Source organism: Ruegeria sp. CDSC085 (assembly GCF_059610465.1).
Genome location: NZ_JBXWNR010000006.1, coordinates 121,732 through 144,157, shown reverse-complemented (window position 1 = coordinate 144,157; position 22,426 = coordinate 121,732). Strand labels below are relative to the sequence as shown.

Annotated in this window: 18 protein-coding genes; 6 read left to right on the top strand and 12 right to left on the bottom strand. The window is 58.2% G+C overall.

The window, feature by feature from the left end; genetic code table 11:
• Positions 1-12 precede the first annotated feature (12 nt).
• Positions 13-162, top strand: coding sequence for a hypothetical protein (locus AC2FJB_RS11310; protein WP_162896902.1), 150 nt, complete (start codon positions 13-15; stop codon positions 160-162).
• A 162-nt stretch (positions 163-324) separates the two neighbouring features.
• On the opposite strand, the gene AC2FJB_RS11305 is transcribed toward AC2FJB_RS11310, so the two are convergent.
• The 8 genes from AC2FJB_RS11305 to xdhA all read right to left on the bottom strand — a co-directional run bounded on the left by AC2FJB_RS11305 (position 325) and on the right by xdhA (position 12,743).
• Complete coding sequence (locus AC2FJB_RS11305; RefSeq protein ID WP_496718385.1) at positions 325-1,062, bottom strand: maleate cis-trans isomerase family protein; 738 nt, start codon at positions 1,060-1,062, stop codon at positions 325-327.
• The gene (locus tag AC2FJB_RS11300; RefSeq protein ID WP_496718386.1) at positions 1,059-2,126 is read right to left on the bottom strand and encodes a pyridoxal phosphate-dependent aminotransferase; all 1,068 of its coding nucleotides are present in this window, start codon (positions 2,124-2,126) and stop codon (positions 1,059-1,061) included. The genes AC2FJB_RS11305 and AC2FJB_RS11300 overlap by 4 nt, the downstream gene beginning before the upstream one ends.
• Positions 2,123-3,787, bottom strand: a complete 1,665-nt coding sequence (locus AC2FJB_RS11295) for a hydantoinase B/oxoprolinase family protein (protein WP_496718387.1) — start codon at positions 3,785-3,787, stop codon at positions 2,123-2,125. Before AC2FJB_RS11295 ends, AC2FJB_RS11300 begins: the two co-directional genes overlap by 4 nt.
• Entirely contained in the window at positions 3,787-5,883 is a 2,097-nt protein-coding gene (locus AC2FJB_RS11290; RefSeq protein WP_496718388.1) for a hydantoinase/oxoprolinase family protein, read from the bottom strand. Before AC2FJB_RS11290 ends, AC2FJB_RS11295 begins: the two co-directional genes overlap by 1 nt.
• 535 nt (positions 5,884-6,418) lie before the next feature.
• Positions 6,419-8,020 (bottom strand): xanthine/uracil/vitamin C permease, encoded by a 1,602-nt coding sequence (locus AC2FJB_RS11285; protein WP_496718389.1) that lies wholly within the window; start codon positions 8,018-8,020, stop codon positions 6,419-6,421.
• A 43-nt stretch (positions 8,021-8,063) separates the two neighbouring features.
• A complete protein-coding gene (xdhC, locus tag AC2FJB_RS11280) occupies positions 8,064-8,942 on the bottom strand; it encodes a xanthine dehydrogenase accessory protein XdhC (protein WP_496718390.1) in 879 nt (292 codons plus the stop codon).
• Positions 8,943-8,945: 3 nt separating this feature from the next.
• Positions 8,946-11,264, bottom strand: a complete 2,319-nt coding sequence (gene xdhB / locus AC2FJB_RS11275) for a xanthine dehydrogenase molybdopterin binding subunit (protein ID WP_496718391.1) — start codon at positions 11,262-11,264, stop codon at positions 8,946-8,948.
• Between the two features lie 15 nt (positions 11,265-11,279).
• Positions 11,280-12,743, bottom strand: a complete 1,464-nt coding sequence (gene xdhA / locus AC2FJB_RS11270) for a xanthine dehydrogenase small subunit (RefSeq protein WP_496718392.1) — start codon at positions 12,741-12,743, stop codon at positions 11,280-11,282.
• Positions 12,744-12,897: 154 nt separating this feature from the next.
• Here xdhA and AC2FJB_RS11265 point away from each other — a divergent pair, with 154 nt between their 5' ends.
• Positions 12,898-13,800: a LysR family transcriptional regulator gene (locus tag AC2FJB_RS11265; protein ID WP_117873814.1), complete on the top strand. Its 903-nt coding sequence runs from the start codon at positions 12,898-12,900 to the stop codon at positions 13,798-13,800.
• 56 nt (positions 13,801-13,856) lie between these two features.
• On the opposite strand, the gene AC2FJB_RS11260 is transcribed toward AC2FJB_RS11265, so the two are convergent.
• Positions 13,857-15,089 carry a urate hydroxylase PuuD gene (locus tag AC2FJB_RS11260; RefSeq protein WP_496683717.1) on the bottom strand — a complete coding sequence of 411 codons (1,233 nt, stop codon included), beginning with the start codon at positions 15,087-15,089 and terminating at the stop codon, positions 13,857-13,859.
• A gap of 101 nt (positions 15,090-15,190) precedes the next feature.
• On the opposite strand from AC2FJB_RS11260, the gene AC2FJB_RS11255 reads away from it, so the two are divergent.
• A complete protein-coding gene (locus AC2FJB_RS11255; RefSeq protein WP_117873810.1) occupies positions 15,191-16,111 on the top strand; it encodes a LysR family transcriptional regulator in 921 nt (306 codons plus the stop codon).
• A gap of 5 nt (positions 16,112-16,116) precedes the next feature.
• Here the strand turns inward: AC2FJB_RS11255 and uraH are convergent, their stop codons facing one another.
• The gene (uraH, locus tag AC2FJB_RS11250; protein WP_117873808.1) at positions 16,117-16,470 is read right to left on the bottom strand and encodes a hydroxyisourate hydrolase; all 354 of its coding nucleotides are present in this window, start codon (positions 16,468-16,470) and stop codon (positions 16,117-16,119) included.
• Positions 16,471-16,598: 128 nt separating this feature from the next.
• Here uraH and puuE point away from each other — a divergent pair, with 128 nt between their 5' ends.
• Genes puuE through AC2FJB_RS11235 form a run of 3 tightly spaced genes read left to right on the top strand, consistent with a single transcriptional unit; the run spans position 16,599 to position 19,989 of the window.
• Positions 16,599-18,029, top strand: a complete 1,431-nt coding sequence (puuE, locus tag AC2FJB_RS11245) for an allantoinase PuuE (RefSeq protein ID WP_496718393.1) — start codon at positions 16,599-16,601, stop codon at positions 18,027-18,029.
• The gene (locus AC2FJB_RS11240) at positions 18,026-18,511 is read left to right on the top strand and encodes an ureidoglycolate lyase (protein WP_496718395.1); all 486 of its coding nucleotides are present in this window, start codon (positions 18,026-18,028) and stop codon (positions 18,509-18,511) included. Before puuE ends, AC2FJB_RS11240 begins: the two co-directional genes overlap by 4 nt.
• Positions 18,512-18,564: 53 nt before the next feature.
• On the top strand, positions 18,565-19,989 hold the full coding sequence (locus tag AC2FJB_RS11235) for a uracil-xanthine permease family protein (protein ID WP_496718396.1): 1,425 nt from the start codon (positions 18,565-18,567) through the stop codon (positions 19,987-19,989).
• Positions 19,990-20,155: 166 nt separating this feature from the next.
• Here AC2FJB_RS11235 and bhcD read toward each other — a convergent pair whose 3' ends face one another.
• Both bhcD and bhcC read right to left on the bottom strand, forming a co-directional pair.
• Complete coding sequence (gene bhcD / locus AC2FJB_RS11230) at positions 20,156-21,121, bottom strand: iminosuccinate reductase BhcD (protein ID WP_496718397.1); 966 nt, start codon at positions 21,119-21,121, stop codon at positions 20,156-20,158.
• A 116-nt stretch (positions 21,122-21,237) separates the two neighbouring features.
• Positions 21,238-22,401 carry a 3-hydroxy-D-aspartate aldolase BhcC gene (gene bhcC, locus AC2FJB_RS11225; RefSeq protein WP_496718399.1) on the bottom strand — a complete coding sequence of 388 codons (1,164 nt, stop codon included), beginning with the start codon at positions 22,399-22,401 and terminating at the stop codon, positions 21,238-21,240.
• Between the last annotated feature and the right edge of the window lie 25 nt (positions 22,402-22,426).

Below are 22,426 nucleotides of genomic sequence, written 5' to 3'. Positions count from 1 at the left end.
CCGAAGATGCCGTTGAAACGCATTCCGACCAGCACATCGGCACCCTGGATCCTGATGGCGGCGATGACCCCGGTCTTGCTGCCCGCTGCACAGGTTGAACAGAACGCCAAGGCGCTGTTTGGAGCCGCCTACAGGATGTCACGCTTCGAAACAGGGGTTTGAAGACCGATGCTGTGCGACTGGCTGCTCCGGGAAATCTGGGCGGCAGCTTCGGTCAAGAACACGCCGCGGCGCGCAACTGAAGCTGGCAACAAGCCTAGCTGATCCAAGAAGTGTACGAGGCGAGCTTGCTCCTTTACACTGTCGCCTTGTGCCCTGATCCGTTCAGAGCAGGTCGAACAATCGCCCTGGAAGCGCGTCGCGACGCGGCAGGTTCAGAGCCCGCATAAGGCAGAACATCATCGCCTGATTTGAGGTGACCACCGGCTTGCCAAGCGTTGCTTCAATCCGGTCGATAGCCTCGACCGCGCGCATGTCGGTGCAGCTGAGAATTATGGCCTGCGCCTGCGGGTGATCGGCCTGACAGGCCAGATCATAGACTTCATCCGGTGTCAGCTCGCCCTGACCGTAATTGCCCAGCTTGCGGCCCACATCGGCGCATCGAACGGTCTGGATTCCGTTCTGGGCCATGAAATCCATCGCCTGTGCGTTTATTTCGCCCAGATAGGGCGAGGAAAAGCCGACCTTTGTGGCCTCCAGCGTTTTGATTGCGGCGATCAATGATCCGGCCGCGGTCAGCGACAGCGCCCCGGATCCGGATTTGATCTGTTGCGCCAGCTCAGCGTCGAAAGACGGTCCATGGGTCAGGGTGGCCGAGGTGCAGCCGTACAGCACCACATCGGGCCGCACCCCTGAGATCATACGCAGATCGTGGCTGATATCCGAAGCGCCCAAACCTGCCATTTGATCCGAGCCGGGAATTTCATCCACGTCATAGCCGCCCATACGCTGGAAATGGATAGTGGTGTTTGGCGGTCGCAGCATCTCCATATCCGGTTCCAGATTGGTGTTGGTGAAGGGCACCAGAATACCGATCTTGGCGGCTGTGCGGGTCTCGGTCATCTCAGCGTTCCTTTCAACACGTCGCGGGCCTTGTCCATCACGCCGGGCGCACAGATTGTGGCGCGCAAACAGTCCGACAAACCATAGCCGTTCATGCCGCGCATCAGCAGGCCTTCCGCCCGCAGGGCCGCATCGGCGCATTGTGCCTGCGCGGTCGACGCAAAGCGGATCAGCACGAAATTGGTGTGGCTTTTCGGCACGCTCAGGCCCAGTTCGCGGCATTCCTGCGCAAACCGGTCCCGAATTTCGCCTGTCCGTGCGACCACGTTGCGCATATGGGCCTGATCGCGCATCGCCGCCGCCGCTGCTGCCTGCGAGGCAATAGAGATATTGTTGGGATTCAGAAGTTTGCGGACCCCGCCCGAGATTTCGCTTGGGAAACAGCCCCAGCCGGCCCGCGCCCCAGCCAGCCCGTGGGCTTTGGAAAATGTACGCGTGATCACGGTGTCGCCCCGGTCCATCAGCGCAAAGATTTGCGCGGGATCGTTCGTGGCATCGGCAAATTCCGCATAGGCCTGGTCCACCACCAGCAGCGTCTCGCCGGGCAGATCCGATCGGAGGCGGACAATTTCGTCATTCGGGATCAGCGTGCCGGTGGGGTTGCCCGGATTGCATACAAACACGATGCGGGTGGCAGGTGTGACGGCTGCCAGAAGCGCGTCCACCGATACGGTCAAATCGACCTCGGGCGCTGCCACATATTCGGCCTGCGCCTGTGCTGTAGCCGAGGCGACAAAGGCATAGCCATATTGTGTGCCCAGCACCTGATCTCCTGGCCCGGCAAAGGCGCGGATCAGACAGCCAATCAGTTCCATTGAGCCTGCCCCACATAAAATGTGCGCCGGGTGGAGCTTGTGTATTTCGGCAATGGCCGAGCGCATTTCGGCCCACTCCGGATCAGGATAAAGGGCCAGATCCGCCAGCGCTGCCTGCCCAGCCGCAATGGCGGCGGGGCTTGCGGGAAAGGCGCTTTCGTTCTGCGCCAGTGAAATCGTATCTGCGCCGCTCGGATCAGCCAGCGCATAAGCGCCCATGGCGCCAACGTAAGGAACCGGTCGGATCATGCATCACCTCTGTAAGTCTTGGCACCCTCTTCGCTCACCAACCCTCGTTTGATGTCCAGCGCCAGCGCATCCGGGTCGCGTTCGGCGGGGTCACCAAGGCCGCCACCGCCCGGAGTATCGAAGATCAGGTAATCATCTTGTTCCACCCGCAATTCGCCTTTGCCCGGAATATCGTTTGCACCGTCCCTGAAACGGATGCGGCCGGGCGCGCCGGGTTTGCCGCCCATACGGCCAAGCGCCGGGTATTTCAGCCGTTCAACCGACAGGAAAACGATAAAGGGTGCACCGTTGGACGAGGTTATCTCGATCCTTTGCCCCAGACCGCCGCGATACTTGCCCGCGCCGCCGGAATCGGGGCGCAGTTCGCGCCGCCAGATCGTCACAGGTGCGACGCTTTCGGTGATTTCGACCTGACTGCCGAACACGCCGGACGGGTAGGCCGTGGCCGACAGACCGTCGGCATGAGGTCTCGCGCCGGTTCCGCCATTGTGCACGGGTTCCACAGCGAATTCGCGACCGCCTTCTCGTGCGACTTCAGGGGCATGGCGCATGGGCAGGTCGAACATGCAGCTTGCGCCTTCGGCGGGGACCGTATTGGGCAGGGCCTGATGCAGGCAGCCCAGAACCAGATCGGGCGTGACCTGACCCAGCGTGTGCCGCATCGCAACCGGCACCGGGCGCTGCGCATTCAGGATGCAGCCTTTGGGCCCGTCAACGGTAAACGGCTCCAGTGATCCCGCATTGTTGGGAATGTCCGAGCCGACAATGCAGCGCAAGGCAAACACCGTGTAGGCGGTGGCATAGTTCAGCGGCACGTTGATGCCCTTGCGTGAACAGCCCGAGGTACCGGAGAAATCCACATGCATGCCATCCTTCTTCACGGTCAGGGTGGCGTGCAATTCCAGCTCATTCTCATAACCGTCCATTTTCAGAACATTCTTGTAGACACCTTCGGGCACTTCGGCGATGGCCTCCAGCGTACCGCGGCGCGACGTGTCGATGATGTAGGCGCCGAGCGTGTCCAGATCGTCGAGGCCAAATTCCTCCATCATCGACAGCAGTCTTGTAACACCGGCCTCGCAACAGGCGATCAGCGCATAGATGTCGCCATCATTGGCAATGGGTTCGCGGCTGTTGGCACGGATGATGTCCAGAAGCAGAGCGTTGGGAGTGCCTTCTTCAACCAGCTTGCAGGGCGGGATTAGAAGACCCTCGTCATAGATATCGGATCCTTCGGGGCCCATGCCCAACCCACCCAGATCAACGAGATGCGAGGTGCAGGAGGTGAAGCCCACCACCCTGCCATCCTTGAATGCGGGCATCATCAGCAGGAAATCGTTCAGGTGTCCCGAGGCCAGCCATGGGTCGTTTGTCATGTAGATGTCGCCCGGCTTCATGGTCTGAACCGGGAAAACCCGGCGCAGGTGCTGCACTGCCTCGGCCATGGTGTTGATGTGCCCCGGTGTGCCGGTCACGGCTTGCGCCAGCATTCGGCCATCGGCATCAAAAATCCCGGCGGAGATATCACCGCATTCGCGTACAATCGGGCTGAAGGCGGCGCGGATCAGGGTTTGGCCCTGTTCTTCGACCACCGCCAGAAGACGATTCCACATCACTTGCATTCGGGCGGGCGACAGATCATGTGAAAGATCGGCTGACATCATGCGCCTCCTTTCTGGTCCTGAACGAGGACGAGGTTTCCAAGGGCATCCACATGCACCGAGAAGTCGGCGGATACGAGCGTGGTTGTCTGCGGCTCGGTGATCAGTGCGGGGCCGTGAAGGTGGTCGCCGGGCTTCAGATCCGCTCGCGCGATGAAGGCCGCTGGCTTTGATACTCCGTCCACGTCACACGTGATCGGACGGGTTTCCGACACCGAGATTGTCTTCAACCGGGGCGTTTCAGGAACCGCCGGCACGACGCTGTCACAGGTCGCGACCCGTACTGCCCAATTGAGAATCTCGATCTGCATTCCCGGTACCGGGCGCGAGAATTGCTTGCGGTATTCCTGTTCGAATGCAGCGGTCAGCGGCACGAAATCTTCGGCGGTCAGAGGGCGGTCAGGAAGGGAGATCTCGATCTCGTGTCCCTGTCCGTGGTAGCGCATGAAGGCAGTACGCGACGTCTCGGTCGGGGCCTCACCGGACCCTTGGAAGACGACGTCTCTTGCCTCGGAAATCATGGCTTCGAACAAAGCGTTGATTCCGTTCAGCTCCATGCTGCCCAGCAACGAATAGCGCGAGCGGACGATCTCGAAAGACACCGGAGCGAACAGGAAACCGACAGCCGAGCCGACGCCCGGATTGGGTGGGATCACTATGCGGCTGACCCCGGCGGATCGCGCCACCCGGCTGGCGTGCAATGGCCCGTTGCCCCCAAAAGCAATCATTGTTCGTGGGCCAAGGTCCTTGCCGGATTCCACCGCGTGCATCCGCCCCGCGCTGGCCATGCTTTCGTCGACGATACGGCTGACGCCATCGGCGGCTCCGACGGCCTCCAGCTCCAACTTCGACCCGATTAACCGGCTCAGCGCCTGTTTCGAGCCTTCGGAATCAAGCTGAATATGCCCCTCGGCAAACGTGTCCGGTACGATATAACCCAGTGTAATATCACTGTCCGTCACCGTGGGTTCGGTTGCACCGCGCATGAAGGCGACGGGGCCGGGCTCGGATCCCGCTGATTTTGGCCCCACGGTCAGCCGTCCCAACCGATCAACCTCGGCGATCGAACCGCCTCCGGCGCCGATTTCGATCATATCGATAACCGGTATACGTACCGGCATTCCGGATCCTTTGATGAACCGGGCGGCGCGGGCAATCTCGAATTGGCGTGAAGTCTGCGGATGGGCGTTGTCGATCAGGCACAGCTTGGCGGTTGTGCCGCCGACGTCAAAGGACAGTACCTGATCCAGACCGGCGCGGGCGGCGACGCGGGCGGCTAGAATGGCTCCGCCGGCAGGGCCGGATTCTACAAGCCGGATCGGAAACCGCGCGGCGGTGTGCAGGGTGCACATTCCGCCACCTGCCGTCATCATCAGGATCGGACAGGTGACGCCCCGGGCCTCGAATTGTTCGACAAACCGGGCCAGATACGTCTCCATCAGAGGCTGGATATAGGCGTTGGCGACTGTCGTGCACAGCCGGTCGAATTCGCGCGCCTCGGGGCTGACGTCCGACGAGATCGAGACGGTCAGATCGGGGCGCCTGTCTGCGAGTCTATCGCGCAGCCTGCGCTCGTGCTCGGGGTTTGCATAAGCATGCATCAGGCAGATGGCGATGGCTTCCGCTCCGCTGACGTCGATGTCCTTTAGAAACGCGTCGATGGCTGTGCCTTCCAGCGGAATCAATACCTTGCCATCCGCCGAAACGCGTTCGCGGACTGTCAGCGCGCGCTCACGTGGGACCAGAAGATCAGGTTTTTCCAGATTGATGTCGTATTGCGAATAGCGCCGCTCGTAGGCGATTTCCAGAATGTCCCTGAACCCTTCGGTGGTCACGGTTGCCACGACCGCACCGCGTTTTTCGATCAGTGCGTTGGTGGCCAGCGTGGTGCCGTGAATAAAACCGGTGACCTCGCTCAGATGGTGCCCAGTCTGTTGCATTACGCGCGCTGCGCCTTGCATGGCGCCGTCGGCGGGGTTGTGATGCGTGGTCAGGGTTTTGGTCGAGGCAAGTATCGTCTCTTCGCCAGAGACAAGAACCGTATCCGTGAACGTGCCGCCAATATCGATGGCCAGGCGCAGCGCTTGAGTTGTCATGAGGTTATCCGAAAAATCCGTAGTCACAGCCTGATGCATATGGGCCAGGGGCCCTGAAATCAGGCTAGGATCACAAGGTCACAGCCGGTGGCACGGCGGTCCATAGGATTTGGAAAACAACTCTTCATAAGCAGGTATTCTTGTTCATACCAGCTTGCCGCGACAAGCGGGAAAGCGACAGAAAAGCCTGCAAACGACAAAATTCGCCACGTTTGATCGGCTGACGGCCGATCGCGGGGCCCACAGTTGAGGCTCATAACCTCGCGCAAATCACTTGCGGTCGTTTGTTTTATGTAACCTCAGCCAAGGCTTTGATCGTGTTCTTGATGGACGGAGTCAAGGCGGTGCAGTTGTGTTGTGAGAAACCGCCATGGGTGATCCGCTGGAAGACCCTTCCGAACCACATGCCGTCGCCCGGAGAAAGGCGAGAGAAAGATCGGCAAGCGGTCGCAGAGCAATCTCTGCCTCGCGAACGACCTTGATTGAACGGGACTGGAAGGTTTTTGGGGCAGCCGTGCGACTGCCCCGCTGTCGATCAGGCTTGTTGAGCGGGTGAATCGTCATCGATGAGATCGGGCTCATCCGGTACGATGATACGATGTTCGAGATCCTCTTTAGGTGCGAACATCGGGTAGACATAGAGGAATGCGCCGATGATCAGATAGCCGATGGTTATCCCGTCGAACTGAGGCATCTGTAGCGTGTAGGAATGGATGATGCCGATCGAAGACATCAGCCCACCTGCGACGGCAAACGCGCCGGCCATCCGGAAGCGTCCGTCAATCACATCGGCCACGATGGCGCCCCAGACCAGTCCGGTGATGATCGCCCCCTGACTCAGGGCAAGGTGTCCCTCGTAATGAGCCCCTTCCATGAGAAGGGCCGAGGTCAGATTTGCATCTCCCAAAGACGGCAGTCCTTCGACACCGCTGCTGCGCAGGGCGTTCATCAAAGATCCCCATTTAACCATCAGGAAGGCCGAGATATGGGGCAGGATCGCAAAGGATACCGCAGCCATGTGCATCGGTTTGACAGCCCATGCCGTGTTGGTGATCAGGCTGACTGAGACAAAGACCAGTACTGGTGCAGCTGCGGCGATCGGGATCAGGCCAGCAAGGAATGACAGGAACCCAAGGAAGGCGGCGGCGGCAATTACAATGGCCACACCGACAATATACCCCGCATGCGCATCCAGTCGTTTATAGGCCGGATGGCCGATGTACACGGTTGTCGGGAATGGCGACCCAAACAGAGCACCCAGCATCGTGCCCGCGCCGTCAGTGACCTGGCACAGCCCAACAGGGTAGTGATCCCCCGCGGCCTCGGCCGATTCCACGTTGTTCATGGTTTCGATGAAGTTGTATATCTGCACCGGAATCAGCACCAGAAACAGCTCAGGGTTGGCGAAAAGGTATTGCACGCCGGCAATTAGGTCCCCGATGTAAGGGATTGGCGGGTAGAACCCGATGCCGCTGACATCAATCCTTGACTCACCAAGGATGATGGCAATCACCGTACCAGCGGTAATTGCAACCAGACCGGCCGGTACGTTGCCGGGAAGACGGAAGCGCCCGATCAGACCCCAAAGGATAAACAGCAGCGATGTAAAGCCGATGACGGGGTTCTCGAACACTTCGGCCAGCGGGACGGAACCGATGAAAACCAGAGCGATCCCGCAAAGCGTTCCCAGCATTCCTGCGCGGGGCGTGATCTTCTTGAGGTATGGCCCCACGATTGCGCCCAACGCCGCAACAATGCCGCCCATGAATCCGGCTCCGATACCGACTTGCCAAGCCAGCATCGGATCGTTGGTTGCCCAATAGATGGGACCGATCACACCGAACAGGTAGACGAACATTACCGGCGTCGAGATGCCGTAGGGCAACGCGGTTACGTCTTTACCTTGAGCATTTGCCGCCCATTTGGCGAGGTATGTGTAAACCGCAACACCGGCCAAAATCGCGATGGCGGCGCCGGGTACGATGCGGCCAAAGACGATTTCCGCTGGCATTTGGAACACGAACTGGCAGACCCCCGACAGGATCAGCAGGTTTACAAGGTTGTCCGTGAACAGCGCCCAGAAAGCGCTGAAGTCGCTGCGGGTAAACAGCTTGTATTCATAGGTCCTCCCGTCCATGACGGTCTCCTCCTCTGATGTGATCGGGTTGGCCCGACGGGTGTCAGGCCGATCTCCCTTTCCGGTCGTGATGGTGGGCCCGCAGGGGCGCCTGGTTTGCCCCGGTCAGGGCGGTCGCGGCAGTTTCAGAGGTCAATTCAGCCATCACTTCGGCCACCACGAAGGCGGCGATGACGCTGGGCCGCTTGTCGCGGCTACCGCTTGCCCCGATGGGGCAATTCAGTTGTTCGACGGATAGTCCGTCACAGTGTTTCTGCGCCCAGTTCCTGAGCTTTACCCGCTTTGTTGCGGAACCGATCATCCCCACATAAGCGGCATCCTTTCGTTCCAGCGCGGCGGTCGTCAGCAGGAAATCCAATCCGTGATCATGGGTCAGAACGATAAAGGCGCTGCCTTCGGGTGCGCGCCAGATTTCGGCTTCGGGGATTGCACTGACCCGGGTTTCGACATTTGCGGTGCAAAGCTCAATCTCTTCGGGCCGGGTGTCGACGAGGATGCAGCACACCGGCAGGTACTGAAGCAGATTGGCCAGAGCCCGACCAACGTGGCCCGCGCCCATGACGTAGACTTTGGGCAAAGCGTCTTCGCGCCGGGCGGTGCGTTCTTTTGCCGCCCGTTTGTCTGAGGCCCGCATGCGGGTCAGTTTCAGTTCGACCCTGCCACCGCAGCATTGCCCGATTTCCGGGCCCAGAGGCACATCCATGTCCCGATGCAACGCTCCATCACGCAGCATGTCCCGCGCGGCGTTGATGGCAATAAACTCCAATTGCCCACCGCCAATGGTTCCCCACAACGATCCGGGTGCCACGAACATCTCTGTTCCCTCATTGCGCGGCGAAGACCCGCGTACACGCGTCAACGCAACGCGGATCACGCAAAGCTGCGCGGAAAGAAATTCGCTCAGAGAACGCGGTGCTGCCATAGTTCAGGGCCCCGCTTGCAACCGCGCAACGGCCATCAGGACACGTTCGGGCGTGGCCGGTGCGTCGAGGCGCGGGCATTCCCGGTAATCAGCAACAGAAGCCACGGCCATCGACAACGCCTCGAACACCGAGATACCGAGCATAAACGGCGGCTCGCCAACAGCCTTGGAGCGTTTGATGGTCAGTTCCCGGTTTTCCGACCAATCGGCGAGGTTCACATTGAAGATGCGCGGGCGGTCTGATGCGAGTGGGATTTTGTATGTTGATGGGGCATGGGTGCGCAGACGACCGGCATCGTCCCACCAAAGCTCTTCGGTGGTCAGCCATCCCATCCCCTGAATAAAGGCGCCTTCGACCTGACCTTTGTCCAGCACAGGGTTCAGCGAATGTCCGACGTCGTGCAGTAGATCCGTCCGATCCACGTGGTATTCACCGGTCAGAGTATCAATTGTGACTTCCGAACAGGACGCACCATAGGCGAAGTAATAGAACGGGCGGCCTTGCCCCTTGGCTCGGTCCCAATGGATTTTTGGTGTCTTGTAGAACCCGGCCGCCGACAGTTGTACGCGCGCCAGATAGGCCTGTTTGATGAATGCATCGAAGGCCAGAACGTCTTGGCCGATATGCACCTGATTGGCGTGGAATGCGACTTCCTCAGGAGCGACTTTCCAGTTTTCAGCAGCGAACTTCACCAGACGTTCCTTGATCTGTTCGACCGCGTTCAACGCTGCCATGCCATTCAGGTCGGTCCCGCTGGACGCCGCAGTGGCCGAGGTGTTGGGAACCTTCTCGGTCGTTGTTTTGGTAATCTTGATCCGGTTGAAATCGACCTGGAAGGCCTCGGCGACGACCTGAGCGACCTTGGTGTTCAGGCCCTGGCCCATTTCAGTGCCGCCGTGGTTCAGGTGGATTGATCCGTCATTGTAGACGTGCACCAGCGCACCGGCCTGATTGTACCAGGTCGCAGTGAAGGAAATGCCGAACTTGACCGGCGTCAGCGCGATGCCTTTTTTCAGAATCGGCGATGTCTTGTTGAACTCGATGATATCCTGACGGCGCTGGCGGTATTCCGATGTTTCTTCCAACTCTCCGACCAGCCGGTCGAGAATGCTGTCTTCGACTTCCTGGTGGTACGGGGTCACGTTGCGGTCCTTGGTGCCGTAGAAATTCGCCTTGCGAACATCCAACGAGTCCTGCCCCGTGGCATAAGCGATCTCTTCGATCATCCGTTCCGCCGCGATCACGCCCTGCGGGCCGCCAAACCCCCGAAACGCGGTATTCGACACGGTGTTGGTTTTCATCGGGTGGCTGTTCAGGCGCACATTCGGATAGAAATAGGCGTTGTCGGCGTGAAATAGCGCCCGGTCGGTGACAGGGCCCGACAGGTCTGCCGAAAAGCCACAGCGCGCAGCAAAACTGCCTTCGACCGCCTGAATGCGGCCCTCGTCGTCAAATGCGACATCATAGTCGATCACGAAGTCGTGGCGTTTGCCGGTTGCGGTCATGTCCTGATCCCGGTCGGGGCGGATTTTGACGGTGCGGTTCCACTTTTTGGCAGCCATGGCCGCCACTGCGCAGAACAGGTTCATCTGGCTTTCCTTGCCGCCAAATCCCCCACCCATGCGACGGACATTGACCACGACGGCATTGGACGGCACCCCAAGGACATGCGCCACCATATGCTGCGCCTCGGACGGGTGCTGGGTCGAGCAATGCACCACCACATCGTCGTCTTCGCCCGGTATCGCAAAGGCGATGTGACCTTCAAGGTACATGTGATCCTGACCGCCAACGCTCATCCGGCCTTTGATCCGGTTGGACGCGGCCGCCTGAGCCGGTGCGACGTCTCCGCGCTCCAGCTTGAGGGGCGCTGTGACATGCGGATATCCTGCTTTCTTTGCGGCAATCGGATCCAGCGCATGGGGCAGGGTTTCGAAGTCGATCTTTGCCCGTTCCGCAGCGCGGCGCGCGATGTCGCGGGATTCGGCAACCACCGCAAACAACGGCTGGCCGTGGAATTGAATGGCGTCGGTCGGGAAAACAGGTTCGTCGTTCAGATGTGTCGGGCTGATATCATTGGCCCCCGGCACATCATCAGCGGTCAGCACACCGATCACGCCGGGTGTGGCGAGAACATCGGTGAAATCGATGTTCACGATCTTGGCGTGTGCGACGTCTGACACGCCGAGATACGCGTGCAGCGCGCCTTCTGGAAGCGCAATGTCGTCTGTGTAATCGGCCTGCCCGGTGACGTGCTTGATTGCGCTGTCGTGGTTTACGTTGGTATGGGTCGATCCAATGATGGAAACGTTGTCTTTCATGTTTTCGTCTCCTGATCAGGCACAAGCCAGTTGAACGGGGGTGTCGGTTTGGCTGTCGTTTTCAAGGAAGAACCGACGCAGCAGGTTCTGGGCAGCGAGCATTCGGTAGTCAGATGATGCGCGCCAATCGGTGAGAGGCGAGAAATCCTCGGCCAGTGCTTCAGCGGCAGCTTCAAAGCCTTCGCGTGCCCATGGCTGACCGTTCAGCGCCGCCTCGGCTTTCGATGCGCGCTTTGGCGTGGCAGCCATGCCGCCGAACGCGATACGGACATTGTTGATGATGCCGTCCCTGACGGTCATGTGGATGCCAGCGGCCACGGAAGAGATATCCTCGTCACGGCGCTTGGAAACCTTGTAAGCCGCGTTCAGATCATTGGGCCCGGGCAGGGGCACGCGGATGCTTTCTACAAACTCGTCGGAACGGCGGTCCTGCTTGCCGTAATCGATGAAGAAGTCCTCAAGCGGCACCGTCCGGCTTTCGGTGTTACGGCGCAGCGAGATTTCGGCGCAAAGCGCGATAAGAACCGGTGGCGTGTCCCCGATGGGAGAGCCATTGGCGATGTTCCCGCCGACGGTTCCCACATTCCGCACCTGCCACCCTGCGATGCGATCCCAGTAGGAGGACAGGTGTGGCAGGTGTTCAGACAGGAGGTCCTGGCAATCGGTGTAGCTGGCGCCGGCACCGATCAGGAGGAGGGACCCCTGTCTTTCAACTGTTTTCAGGTCTTCGAGATGACCGGTGAAGATGGCGGGGCCAATGTCGCGCAGGAACTTGGTCACCCAAAGGCCCACATCGGTGGCTCCGGCCACGATCGTGGCGTTTGGATAAGCTTGCAGACATGCGGCAAGATCATCAACGCTGAACGGGAGAATGCTCAGGTTGTCTTCAGGACCGGACACCACGCGCCGCCCGTCTTTCAGGGCCGCCAGGCGCGCCGTCATGGTTTCGCGTTCGGTGTTCAGATGGTCAGAAGCCGGGGTGCCGTAGCGGCTGACGGCAATGGCCGCTCGGATGATAGGCTCATACCCTGTGCAGCGGCACAGATTACCCTGCAATGCGGTTTGAACCTGCACTTCGGTTGGTTCCGGAGTTTGCATCCAAAGCGCATAGAGGGCCATGACGAAGCCTGGCGTGCAGAACCCGCACTGGCTGCCATGATGATCGACCATGGCTTGTTGAACCGGGTGCAGTCGGCCTTCAGGTCCGGTCAGGTGTTCAACCGTCACGACATGACAGCCGTCGACAGAGGCAAGAAACCGGATACAGGCATTGACCGGAGCATAGTGCAGGCCCGTGCGCCCAAGCCGTCCGACAAGCACGGTGCACGCGCCACAGTCGCCTTCGGCGCAGCCTTCTTTCGTTCCTGTCAGTCGACGTTCCAGGCGCAGGAAATCGAGAAGTGTCTGGCCTGCTGAGACGTTTGGGACGGAGACATCCTTGCCGTTCAGGACAAATCGGATGTGGGTGCGATGCGTCATGGAATTCTCCCTCTGCCCTGCCTTCCGGAGGGCGGTCACTGGAACCATAGGTGCAAAGATTGACTCGGAAAATCGCCGCAAACGGCAAATACTTTCAACATATCGTTGAAAAATATAGAGCCATGACGCATTCTTTCGCTGCTGGGAGGTTCCAATGTCTTACATCGAAAGTCTGCGTGTTTTTGTCCGAGTGATGGAACTGGGCAGCATCACGTCTGGCGGGCGTGATCTTCGGTTGACCCCGGCGGTGGCCAGCAAACGGTTGAAAGAGCTTGAAAACCATCTGGGTGTACGGCTGTTCAACAGAACGACCCGGTCGATGACACCAACCGAAGTGGGGACGGTTTTCTACGATGAAGCCAAGGCGGTCCTGCTGGCGCTTGATCACGCTGAAGCGCGTGTCGCCAGCTTTTCCGACGCGCCTCGGGGGGCCATCCGCATCACCGCGCCTTTGGGTGTCGGGCGCAGAATCGTTGCGCCACTTGTCCCGGAATTCTCTGATCGCTACCCGGAAACAGAGATTCGCATGCGTTTGTCCGACCGTAAGGTGGACATTCTGGCCGACGGTCTGGACATAGCCTTTTTCATTGGTGAGCCCGGTGATTCAACCATGAAACTGCGGAAGTTCGCGGATTGTGATCGTGTTCTGTGCGCTTCGCCCGATTACTTGTCGCAGTTTGGCACGCCCAAAACACCAGACGATTTATTGCACATGCCCCATAACTGCCTGTTGCTGCGTTATCCAAGGTCTCCGGAATACTACTGGACGCTCCGCACTGATATGGGTCCGCGAAAACTTGAAGTTCGCGGTAAATACGACGCGGATGATGGTGATGTACTGACAGACTGGGCCTTGGCGGGCAGGGGGATCGTCAACAAGCCGCGCTTTGACGTACGAGAGTTTCTAAAGGATGGGCGACTGGTCGAAGTCCTGCCCGAGACGCCCCCATTGCCAACGATTTTCGGATGTCTTTATCCGCACAAAAAGCTGCAAGACCCCAAGGTGCGTCTGTTTGTCGAACACATCGCGCAGCACAGCAAACGCTTTTTCGCATAAAGAAAAAAAACCGGGCTTACGACCCGGTTAACAATCTTCGTTTTGCGCGCAGGCGTCTATTGGTCTCTGACCTCACGCACCCATGCGATGATGGTTTGGCGTGCCTCTTCATCCATTTGCACTGCAGATGGTGGTGGCATTGCATGGCTGATGCCGGCTTGCAGATAGATTTGGTCGGCGTTGCGGGCGACATCGCCGGGTGTCTCAAGATAAACCTTCTTCGGGGCCCATTTCATGGTGCCGTACACCGGCTCGCGGGCGTGGCACATCGAGCAATTCCCCAAGACCGTGTCATAGGCGTTTTCGAAGCCCGCGGCTGACGCAAATTTCTGTTCGTATGGCGTCAGGTCACGCGCTTCGGCGTCCTCCCATGTCTCAGTGTTTCTCACCGAAGACAGCCAGGCGATCACGACCATTAGCAGAACCGTCACCCCCCAAGTCCAGTGCGGGCCTTTCCCGGTTGCATGCATCGAGTTGAAGTAGTGACGGATGGTGACGCCCGTCAGAAAGATCAGGCTGGCGATGATCCAGGAATACTCGGTGCCGAAAGCAAGCGGATAGTGGTTCGACAGCATCAGGAAAACGACCGGCAAAGTCAGGTAGTTGTTATGCGTGGATCGAACCTTGGCGATCTTGCCGTATTTGGCATCAGGCGTCCGACCGGCCTTGAGGTCTTCGACCACAATCCTTTGGTTCGGCATGATCTGAAAGAACACGTTGGCCGTCATGATTGTCGCAGTGAAGGCGCCAAGATGCAAAAGCGCGGCGCGACCGGTGAAGATCTGGTTGTAACCCCACGACATGATCACCAGGATCACGAACAACAGCAGCATTAGAACGGTCGGGTGATCACTCAGCTTCGATTTGCACATCTGGTCGTAGAGCAGCCAGCCAATGGTCAGCGATCCGCCAGAAATCAGGATCCCCTGCCACAGCGCCAGGTCCACTTTGGTCGGATCAAGCAGGAACAACTCGCCCCCGACCCAATATATGATCATGAGCAACGCCGCGCCCGACAGCCAGGTCGTGTAACTCTGCCATTTGTGCCAGGTCAGGTGCTCGGGCATGCGCGAGGGCGCAACCAGATACTTGACGGTGTGGTAGAAACCGCCGCCATGTACTTCCCATTCTTCGCCGTAGGCCCCGTCCGGCAAGGCAGGGTTTGGCTTCAACATGAGGTCCAGCGCGATAAAGTAGAATGACGCACCAATCCACGCCATCGCGGTGATCACATGCAGCCAACGGACGGAAAAGGCGATCCACTCCCACATTACGGCCAAGTCATACATGGCTTTGCTCCTAAGATTCTATAGTTCCGGTTACTCTATGCGAGTGTGTTTTGTTCTGGTATTGCTGGTAAAGACCAAGCAGTATCAAAAAATGCAAAAAAATGTCCTACCTTGATAACATCAGAACCTTTGTCCGGGTCTACGAACTGGGCAGCATGTCTGCCGCGGGCCGTGATTTGAGGGTTTCGCCAGCTGTTACGTCGGCGCGTATATCGCAATTGGAAGAGCATCTTGGCGTGCGTTTGTTCCAACGCACGACACGCAGCCTGACGCCCACCGAGCAGGGAAAATCTTTCTATCGTGGCGCAGCAGAGATCCTAGAAGCAGTCGAAAGTGCCGAAGCCCAGATCGTCAATCTTACCGAGAACCTGAAAGGGTCACTCTATGTCGCCGCGCCCTTGGGGGTTGGGCGTCGGTTGATAGCACCGCAGGTCCCAAAGTTTCTTGCCGAGTACCCCGAGGTGAACGTCAGGCTGAGGCTGACGGACCGAAAGGTTGATCTGACAACCGAGGGTCTGGACCTGGCTTTTTTCCTGGGTCAGCCAGAAGACAGCAACTTGCGTATTCGCAAGATCGCCGATGTCGAAAGGGTGCTTTGTGCATCTCCGAAATACATCAAAAAACGTGGGATGCCCGAAAGCGGCGACGCGTTAATCGCTGATGAGCACGAGTGTCTCAATTTGCGGTTCCCCGGCGCGACCGAGTTTCAATGGCTCTTGAGGACCGATGCGGGGCCAAAACGGTTCCGGGTTTCCGGACGTTTCGAGTCAGACGACGGCGACGTGCTGACAGACTGGGCGCTTGGCGGGCATGGCATCGCGTTGAAGCCGAAATTTGAGATTGCGCAGCATCTCAAGGCGGGAAATCTGGTTCCGGTGGCAGAGAAGACGCCGCCGGAACCAATTCAGATGGCATGTCTGTTTACACACCGCCGTATGCAGGACCCCAAAACGCGGCTTTTCATGGAATTCATAATAGAACGCATCGGGTCGTCGATTGCGGCAGCAAATACGTCCCGGTAGGATGTTCAGCTGCCGCGATAGGTCGCGTATCCGAAGGGTGAAAGCAGCAGAGGCACGTGGTAATGCGAGTGTTCGGACATTCCAAAGCGGATCGGGATGACGTTCAGAAAGCGTGGGTTTTCAGGTGGTGTGCCAGAGGCATCAAGGTAATCTCCGGCATGGAAGACAAGTTCGTATTCACCTGTTGAAAACTCTGCTTCGGGCAGAATTTGTTTGTCGGTCCTGCCGTCGTCATTGGTGACCAGAGTTTTCAGCAACTCGCGGTTTGCACCTTCAATGCGGAACAGTTCGATCTTCAATCCTTCGGCGGGACACCCTCGCGCCGTATCCAGAACATGTGTTGTAAGGTAACCGGTCATTTGCGCTACTCCTCAAGTTATACAGTTACTAGTCTGTTTTCGCCCCAAGGGGCAAAGGCAGTCTGTGGGAAGCTGCTTTCAGTATTTTTTGAAAAACATATTTGATTATCTGGGGTATTGATCAATTCATGAAGAAGGAAACCGATGTGAAGCCTTATCCACGAGACATGACCGGTTACGGTGGGCAAGTTCCCAAAGCAAACTGGCCGGCCAATGCCAAAATCGCAATTCAGATCGTGCTGAATTACGAAGAGGGCGGTGAAAACAACGTTCTGCACGGCGATGCCGCATCCGAAGCGTTTCTGTCCGAGATCACCGGAGCCGCCCCTTGGCCGGGGCAACGGCATTGGAACATGGAATCGATCTACGAATACGGCAGCCGCGCGGGGTTCTGGCGCGTGCATCACCTTCTGCAGGATCTGCCTGTTACAGTCTATGGCGTTGCAACCGCCTTGGCCCGTGCTCCTGCCCAGGTTGCGGCGATGAAGCACGCAGGATGGGAGATAGCCAGCCACGGTTTGAAGTGGATTGAACACAAGGACATGGGCGCTGAAGAAGAGCGCGCCCAGATCCGCGAAGCAATCCGGCTGCACACAGAGGTTACGGGTCAGCCGCCCCGTGGTTGGTATACGGGCCGCTGTTCGATGAAAACGGTCGAACTGGCCGCCGAGGAAGGCGACTTTGCCTATATCGCCGACAGCTACGCCGACGATCTGCCATACTGGACCAAGGCAGGGGGCAAGGATCAACTGATCATGCCCTATACACTGGACTGCAACGATATGCGCTTTGCAATCCAGGCTGGATTCACCAATGGGGAACAGTTCGAAAGCTATCTGAAAGACAGCTTTGACATGCTCTATGCCGAAGGTGAGGCGGGCGCACCCAAGATGCTTTCGATCGGGTTGCACTGCCGTCTGATTGGTCGCCCAGGTCGTGCCATGGCGCTGAAACGCGCACTTGATTACTTCAGGAAACTCGACGGTGTCTGGTTCGCAACGCGCGAGCAGATTGCCGATCATTGGGCCAAGGAACACCCACCTGTGCAAGGTCTGACCCCGTCCGAAATGGATCGACCAACCTTTGTGTCAGAATTCGGTGGCGTGTTCGAGCACAGCCCGTGGATTGCCGAAGGTGCGTATGAACTGGAATTGGGCCCGACGCATGACAATGCTGCTGGTGTCCACAACGCGCTGGCTCGTATATTCCGTTCTGCCTCGTCCGAGCAGCGCCTTGGCGTTCTGACAGCCCACCCGGACCTGGCGGGCAAGCTGGCCGCCGCCGGCCGCCTGACTAAGGAAAGTACTGCGGAACAGGCCGGTGCGGGCCTGGACATGCTGACCGATGAAGAGCGCGCGACGTTCACGGCGATGAACGAAGCCTACACAACCAAGTTTGGCTTTCCCTTCATCATCGCGGTCAAGGACAACACGAAAGCCAGCATTCTGGAAGCCTTTTGCCGTCGTATCGACAATGACCGTGACAGGGAATTTGCCGAAGCCTGCCGTCAGGTTGAGCGCATTGCCGAATTGCGCCTGATTGAGAAGTTCGCGGAATGACGGCTGCCTTGAAGCTCCGACCTTTGACGTCAGAGGCATTTGCACCTTTCGGCGATGTCATCGAGGCGGCTGGCCAGGTGGACAAACTCATTAATCAGGGTAAATGCGCGCGCTATCACGACCGGGCCGCGTTGGATTTCAATGATGGGCACGCGGGTATCAGCGTTTTTCAGTCCGAAGTCTTCTGCTTGCCGATCAAATTGGAAATGGTGGAACGCCATCCTGATGGCAGCCAGGCCTTTTTGCCTTTGTCGGATAAACCTTTTGTCGTGGTTGTGGCCCCGGATGAAGACGGCACGCCGGGACAGCCAATCGCCTTCAAAACAGCGCCCGGACAGGGTGTGAATTATCATCGCAACACTTGGCATGGCGTTCTGACCCCGCTTCATGCGCCCGGACTTTTTGCGGTGGTCGACCGAATTGGATCCGGGCCCAACCTCGAAGAGCATTGGTTCGAGGAGGCTTTTGAAATCACAGAATGAGGTGCGTTGCCGGATGAGGAGTCGGCTGCGAACTTCAAGGGAGGAAAGACCAAATGTCAGATGCATCCATCGGAACGCCGGAACAACTCCGCGATCCGAATTATACTCCGCCGCTGCTAAAGGCGGTGCCACTGGGAATTCAGCATGTACTGGCGATGTTCGTGTCAAACGTCACGCCAGCCATTATCGTTTGTGGTGCGGCTGGTTTCGGTTTTGGCTCGAACAGCCCCGATTTCCCGCAGATGATCTATATGATCCAGATGTCGATGTTCTTTGCGGGTGTCGCCACGTTGTTTCAATCTGTTGGCATGGGCCCGGTCGGTGCCCGGCTGCCTATCGTGCAGGGAACATCGTTTGCCTTTATCCCGATCATGATTCCACTGGTGGTGGGGAAGGGCGTTGACGCCATTGCCGTCCTGATGGGCGGGGTTGTTGTCGGTGGTTTGTTTCACGCCTTCCTTGGGCTGTTCATTGGACGCATTCGCTTTGCTCTTCCGCCACTGGTTACGGGCCTTGTGGTGACCATGATTGGCTTGGCACTTGTGAAGGTTGGCATTCAGTATGCCGCGGGGGGTGTTCCTGCGATTGGGACCGAGGAATACGGCTCGGGTCTGAACTGGTTCATGGCCGGAACTGTAATCGTGGTCACGCTTGGCCTGAAATTCTTTACACGGGGCATCCTGTCCGTGTCGGCTGTTCTGATCGGTCTGCTGGTCGGATACGCCGTGGCGTTCCTACTTGGCCAGGTCCACCTGGGCAACGTCGGGAACGCGGCATCCTTTGCTCTGCCGAACCCGTTGCATTTCGGTATTGAATTCTCGGTCGCGGCCATCATCGGTTTCTGTGCAATGTCCTTTGTTTCCGCAGTTGAAACCGTTGGGGACGTATCCGGTATCACCAAAGGGGGCGCTGGGCGAGAAGCAACCGACAGGGAAATTCAGGGCGCGACCTATGCCGATGGTCTTGGCACTGCGATCTCTGGCCTGTTTGGAGCGCTGCCAAACACGTCGTTCAGTCAGAATGTCGGATTGATTGCGATGACCGGCGTCATGAGCCGAATGGTCGTGACCATCGGTGCGGTTTTCCTGATCGTATGCGGGCTTATTCCCAAAATCGGGGCGATAATCTCGTCCATTCCGATTGAGGTTCTCGGTGGGGGCGTGATCGTGATGTTCGGCATGGTTGTGGCGGCAGGTGTCTCGATGCTGTCGGACGTAAACTGGAACCGCCGAAACATGGTGATTTTTGCAATCGCCCTGAGTCTTGGGCTGGGTTTGCAGCTGGAGCCCAACGCGCTGCAGTACTTGCCCGTCACATTGAAGGTTCTGGCGACATCAGGAATCCTGCCCGCCGCCGTCATCGCCATTGTATTGAATCTTGTTCTTCCCGAAGAACTTTCCGACGAAGCGACGGAAGAGGTCTCGGGTGGCATGGCCGGTCATGGTCTTGGGTCCATCGAGCAAGACGACCACGTCTGATGCGTTCGACCTGATACACTGATCGTCCTGGAAAAAACATGAAGCGGCGCGCCTTGGCGCGCCGCGTTTCATTGTTTTGTCACCATTTAATGGAGATCTGCTGTCAAAAGCTCTTCGCCCAAAAGGACCGCCGAGACAATGCCCAAGGAGGTGTTGCCGTCCGGCTTCAGAAATCGACCTCGATCGCGATCCCTTTCCGAACGGCGAGGTCAACCACGGACGCGGCGACCGCAAGATCTTGAAGGCCCACACCCGTGCCATCGAACAGCGTGATCTGATTGTCCGATATCCGGCCCGGATTGGTGCCGTTGATGACCGCGCCAAGCTGCGCCACATCGCTTTCTTGGATCAGGCCTTCGGCCACGGCGTGCTGCGCTTCGCCGATGCTGACGGATTGCGCGACTTCGTCCGTGAACACGCTCGCCTTGGCCAGAAGGGCGGTTTCAACTTCCTGTTTTCCTTTTGTGTCCGTGCCCATGCAGGCGATATGAGTTCCGGGGCTGACATGGTTCGCCATCAGTGAGGGTGCAAAGGCCGAAGTGATCGAAATAATCACATCCGCCTCAGTCATTTCGTCAAGCTTGACCGCCTGGAACGGAACACCTGCTTCATTGGCGACCTTTTCGATATTCGGCAGCATTTCGGGGTGGTAGTTCCAACCAATGACCTTGTCAAAATCGCGCTGCTCCAATGCCGCGCGAAGCTGAAAGGCTGCCTGGTGGCCAGCGCCAATCATGCCTATGACCCTGGCGTCCGTACGTGCGAGATGCTTGATCGATACCGAAGATGCTGCCGCCGTTCGAAGGGCCGTCAGAAGGTTGCCGCCGACCATCGCAGATGGCTTGCCAGTGTCGGGGTCGAAAAGAAAAACCGTGGACTGGTGGTTGATCAGCCCGCGTTTTTCCAGATTGTTTGGCCAATAGCCGCCCGCCTTCAGTCCAAGCGTCAGGCCAGCGCGGTCAAATCCACCCTTGAAGCCGTATAGTGCATCTTCGTGCCCGATGGCTTCACGCACGACAGGGAAGTTGTAGGCGTCGCCGGACGCCATTGCAGCAAAGACCTGTTCGACCGCGTCAAAAGCCGCTTGTCGGGTCATAAGGTCAGCGATCTCACGCTCGGGTACGATCAGCATTTCTTTCTCCAATCAAACATTCGTGCGCCCGCGTGCCCCTGCCGGAAGGAGAGCATACACGCGGGCGGCTGTCTGGCTGCTTCCGAGCCAGCCCTCCCAAACAGAACAAGTTCAGATCAATAAGCGCGTCCGCGGGCGGACACGGGCCAGACGGTCTCGACCTTGCCGTTGCGAACACCGACATACCAATCGTGTACATTTGCGGTTGGGTCGCAGTGTCCCGGAACCAGCTTGAGCTTGTCGTTGACCTTCAGCGCACCGTTCGGATCCATGACGATGCCGTGTTCGTCCGAACATTTGATGTATTCGACATCGTCGCGGCCAAAGACAACCGGCAGGCCGCTGTCCACCGATTGAGCCTTGAGGCCTGCATCGACGATCGCCTTATCCGCCTTGGTGTGGCTCATGACGCTGGTCAGAATGAAGAAGGCGTTTTCCCACTCGCCCTGATCGATCCGGTTTCCATCCTTGTCCAGGATGCGGCCGTAATCGGCATCCATGAACGCGTAGGACCCGCATTGCAGTTCGTTGTACACGCCCGAGTTGGACTCGAAGTAGTATGAACCGGTGCCACCGCCCGAGACCAATTCGCACTCGATGCCTTCAGCTTTGAGGCCCTCGACGGCGTCGTTCACCATGGCGATGGCGGTGTCGAGCTTTTCCTTGCGCGCTTCATAGCTGTCGAGGTGCTGCATGGCCCCCTGGTAGGCCTGGATCCCGGTGAACTTCAGGTTGTCAGCAGCTTCTACTGCTTTGGCAATCTCGATCACTTCCGGGGTCGTTGTCACGCCGCACCGCCCGGCACCGCAGTCGATCTCGATAAAGACTTCCAGCTGTGTCCCATGATCCACCGCCGCGCCGGAAAGATCTGCAACGTTGTCCAGATCGTCGACGCAAACGATGATGCGGCTGCCCAGCTTTGGCAGGCTGGCAAGACGGTCGATCTTGGCGGGGTCACGCACCTGGTTCGACACTAGAACGTCCTTGATGCCACCGCGCACGAACACTTCGGCCTCTGAAACTTTCTGGCAGCAAACGCCAACGGCGCCTCCGATCTTCTCCTGCAACTTGGCCACGTCTACCGATTTGTGCATTTTTCCATGCACGCGGTGGCGCATGCCATGCGCCCTCGCATAGTCGCCCATCTTCTTGATGTTGCGTTCTAGCGCGTCGAGATCCAGAATCAGGCTGGGAGTCTGGATATCTGCTTCATCCATTCCGGGCTTGGCCGGAATGTCAAAGCCTACTTCGAAATTGTCGAGATTGGTCATATCTTTCATTTCCGTATTCCTATGTCGGGATTGA

Coding starts and splice junctions, on each gene's coding strand:
- AC2FJB_RS11295 (WP_496718387.1), bottom strand. CDS start 3,787: ATGTCAGCCGATCTTTCACATGATCTGTCGCCCGCCCGAATGCAAGTG.
- AC2FJB_RS11255 (WP_117873810.1), top strand. CDS start 15,191: ATGTCCTACCTTGATAACATCAGAACCTTTGTCCGGGTCTACGAACTG.
- xdhB (WP_496718391.1), bottom strand. CDS start 11,264: ATGAAAGACAACGTTTCCATCATTGGATCGACCCATACCAACGTAAAC.
- xdhC (WP_496718390.1), bottom strand. CDS start 8,942: ATGGCAGCACCGCGTTCTCTGAGCGAATTTCTTTCCGCGCAGCTTTGC.
- puuE (WP_496718393.1), top strand. CDS start 16,599: ATGAAGAAGGAAACCGATGTGAAGCCTTATCCACGAGACATGACCGGT.
- uraH (WP_117873808.1), bottom strand. CDS start 16,470: ATGACCGGTTACCTTACAACACATGTTCTGGATACGGCGCGAGGGTGT.
- AC2FJB_RS11300 (WP_496718386.1), bottom strand. CDS start 2,126: ATGATCCGACCGGTTCCTTACGTTGGCGCCATGGGCGCTTATGCGCTG.
- AC2FJB_RS11240 (WP_496718395.1), top strand. CDS start 18,026: ATGACGGCTGCCTTGAAGCTCCGACCTTTGACGTCAGAGGCATTTGCA.
- xdhA (WP_496718392.1), bottom strand. CDS start 12,743: ATGACGCATCGCACCCACATCCGATTTGTCCTGAACGGCAAGGATGTC.
- AC2FJB_RS11290 (WP_496718388.1), bottom strand. CDS start 5,883: ATGACAACTCAAGCGCTGCGCCTGGCCATCGATATTGGCGGCACGTTC.
- AC2FJB_RS11260 (WP_496683717.1), bottom strand. CDS start 15,089: ATGTATGACTTGGCCGTAATGTGGGAGTGGATCGCCTTTTCCGTCCGT.
- AC2FJB_RS11235 (WP_496718396.1), top strand. CDS start 18,565: ATGTCAGATGCATCCATCGGAACGCCGGAACAACTCCGCGATCCGAAT.
- bhcC (WP_496718399.1), bottom strand. CDS start 22,401: ATGAAAGATATGACCAATCTCGACAATTTCGAAGTAGGCTTTGACATT.
- bhcD (WP_496718397.1), bottom strand. CDS start 21,121: ATGCTGATCGTACCCGAGCGTGAGATCGCTGACCTTATGACCCGACAA.
- AC2FJB_RS11265 (WP_117873814.1), top strand. CDS start 12,898: ATGTCTTACATCGAAAGTCTGCGTGTTTTTGTCCGAGTGATGGAACTG.
- AC2FJB_RS11285 (WP_496718389.1), bottom strand. CDS start 8,020: ATGGACGGGAGGACCTATGAATACAAGCTGTTTACCCGCAGCGACTTC.
- AC2FJB_RS11305 (WP_496718385.1), bottom strand. CDS start 1,062: ATGACCGAGACCCGCACAGCCGCCAAGATCGGTATTCTGGTGCCCTTC.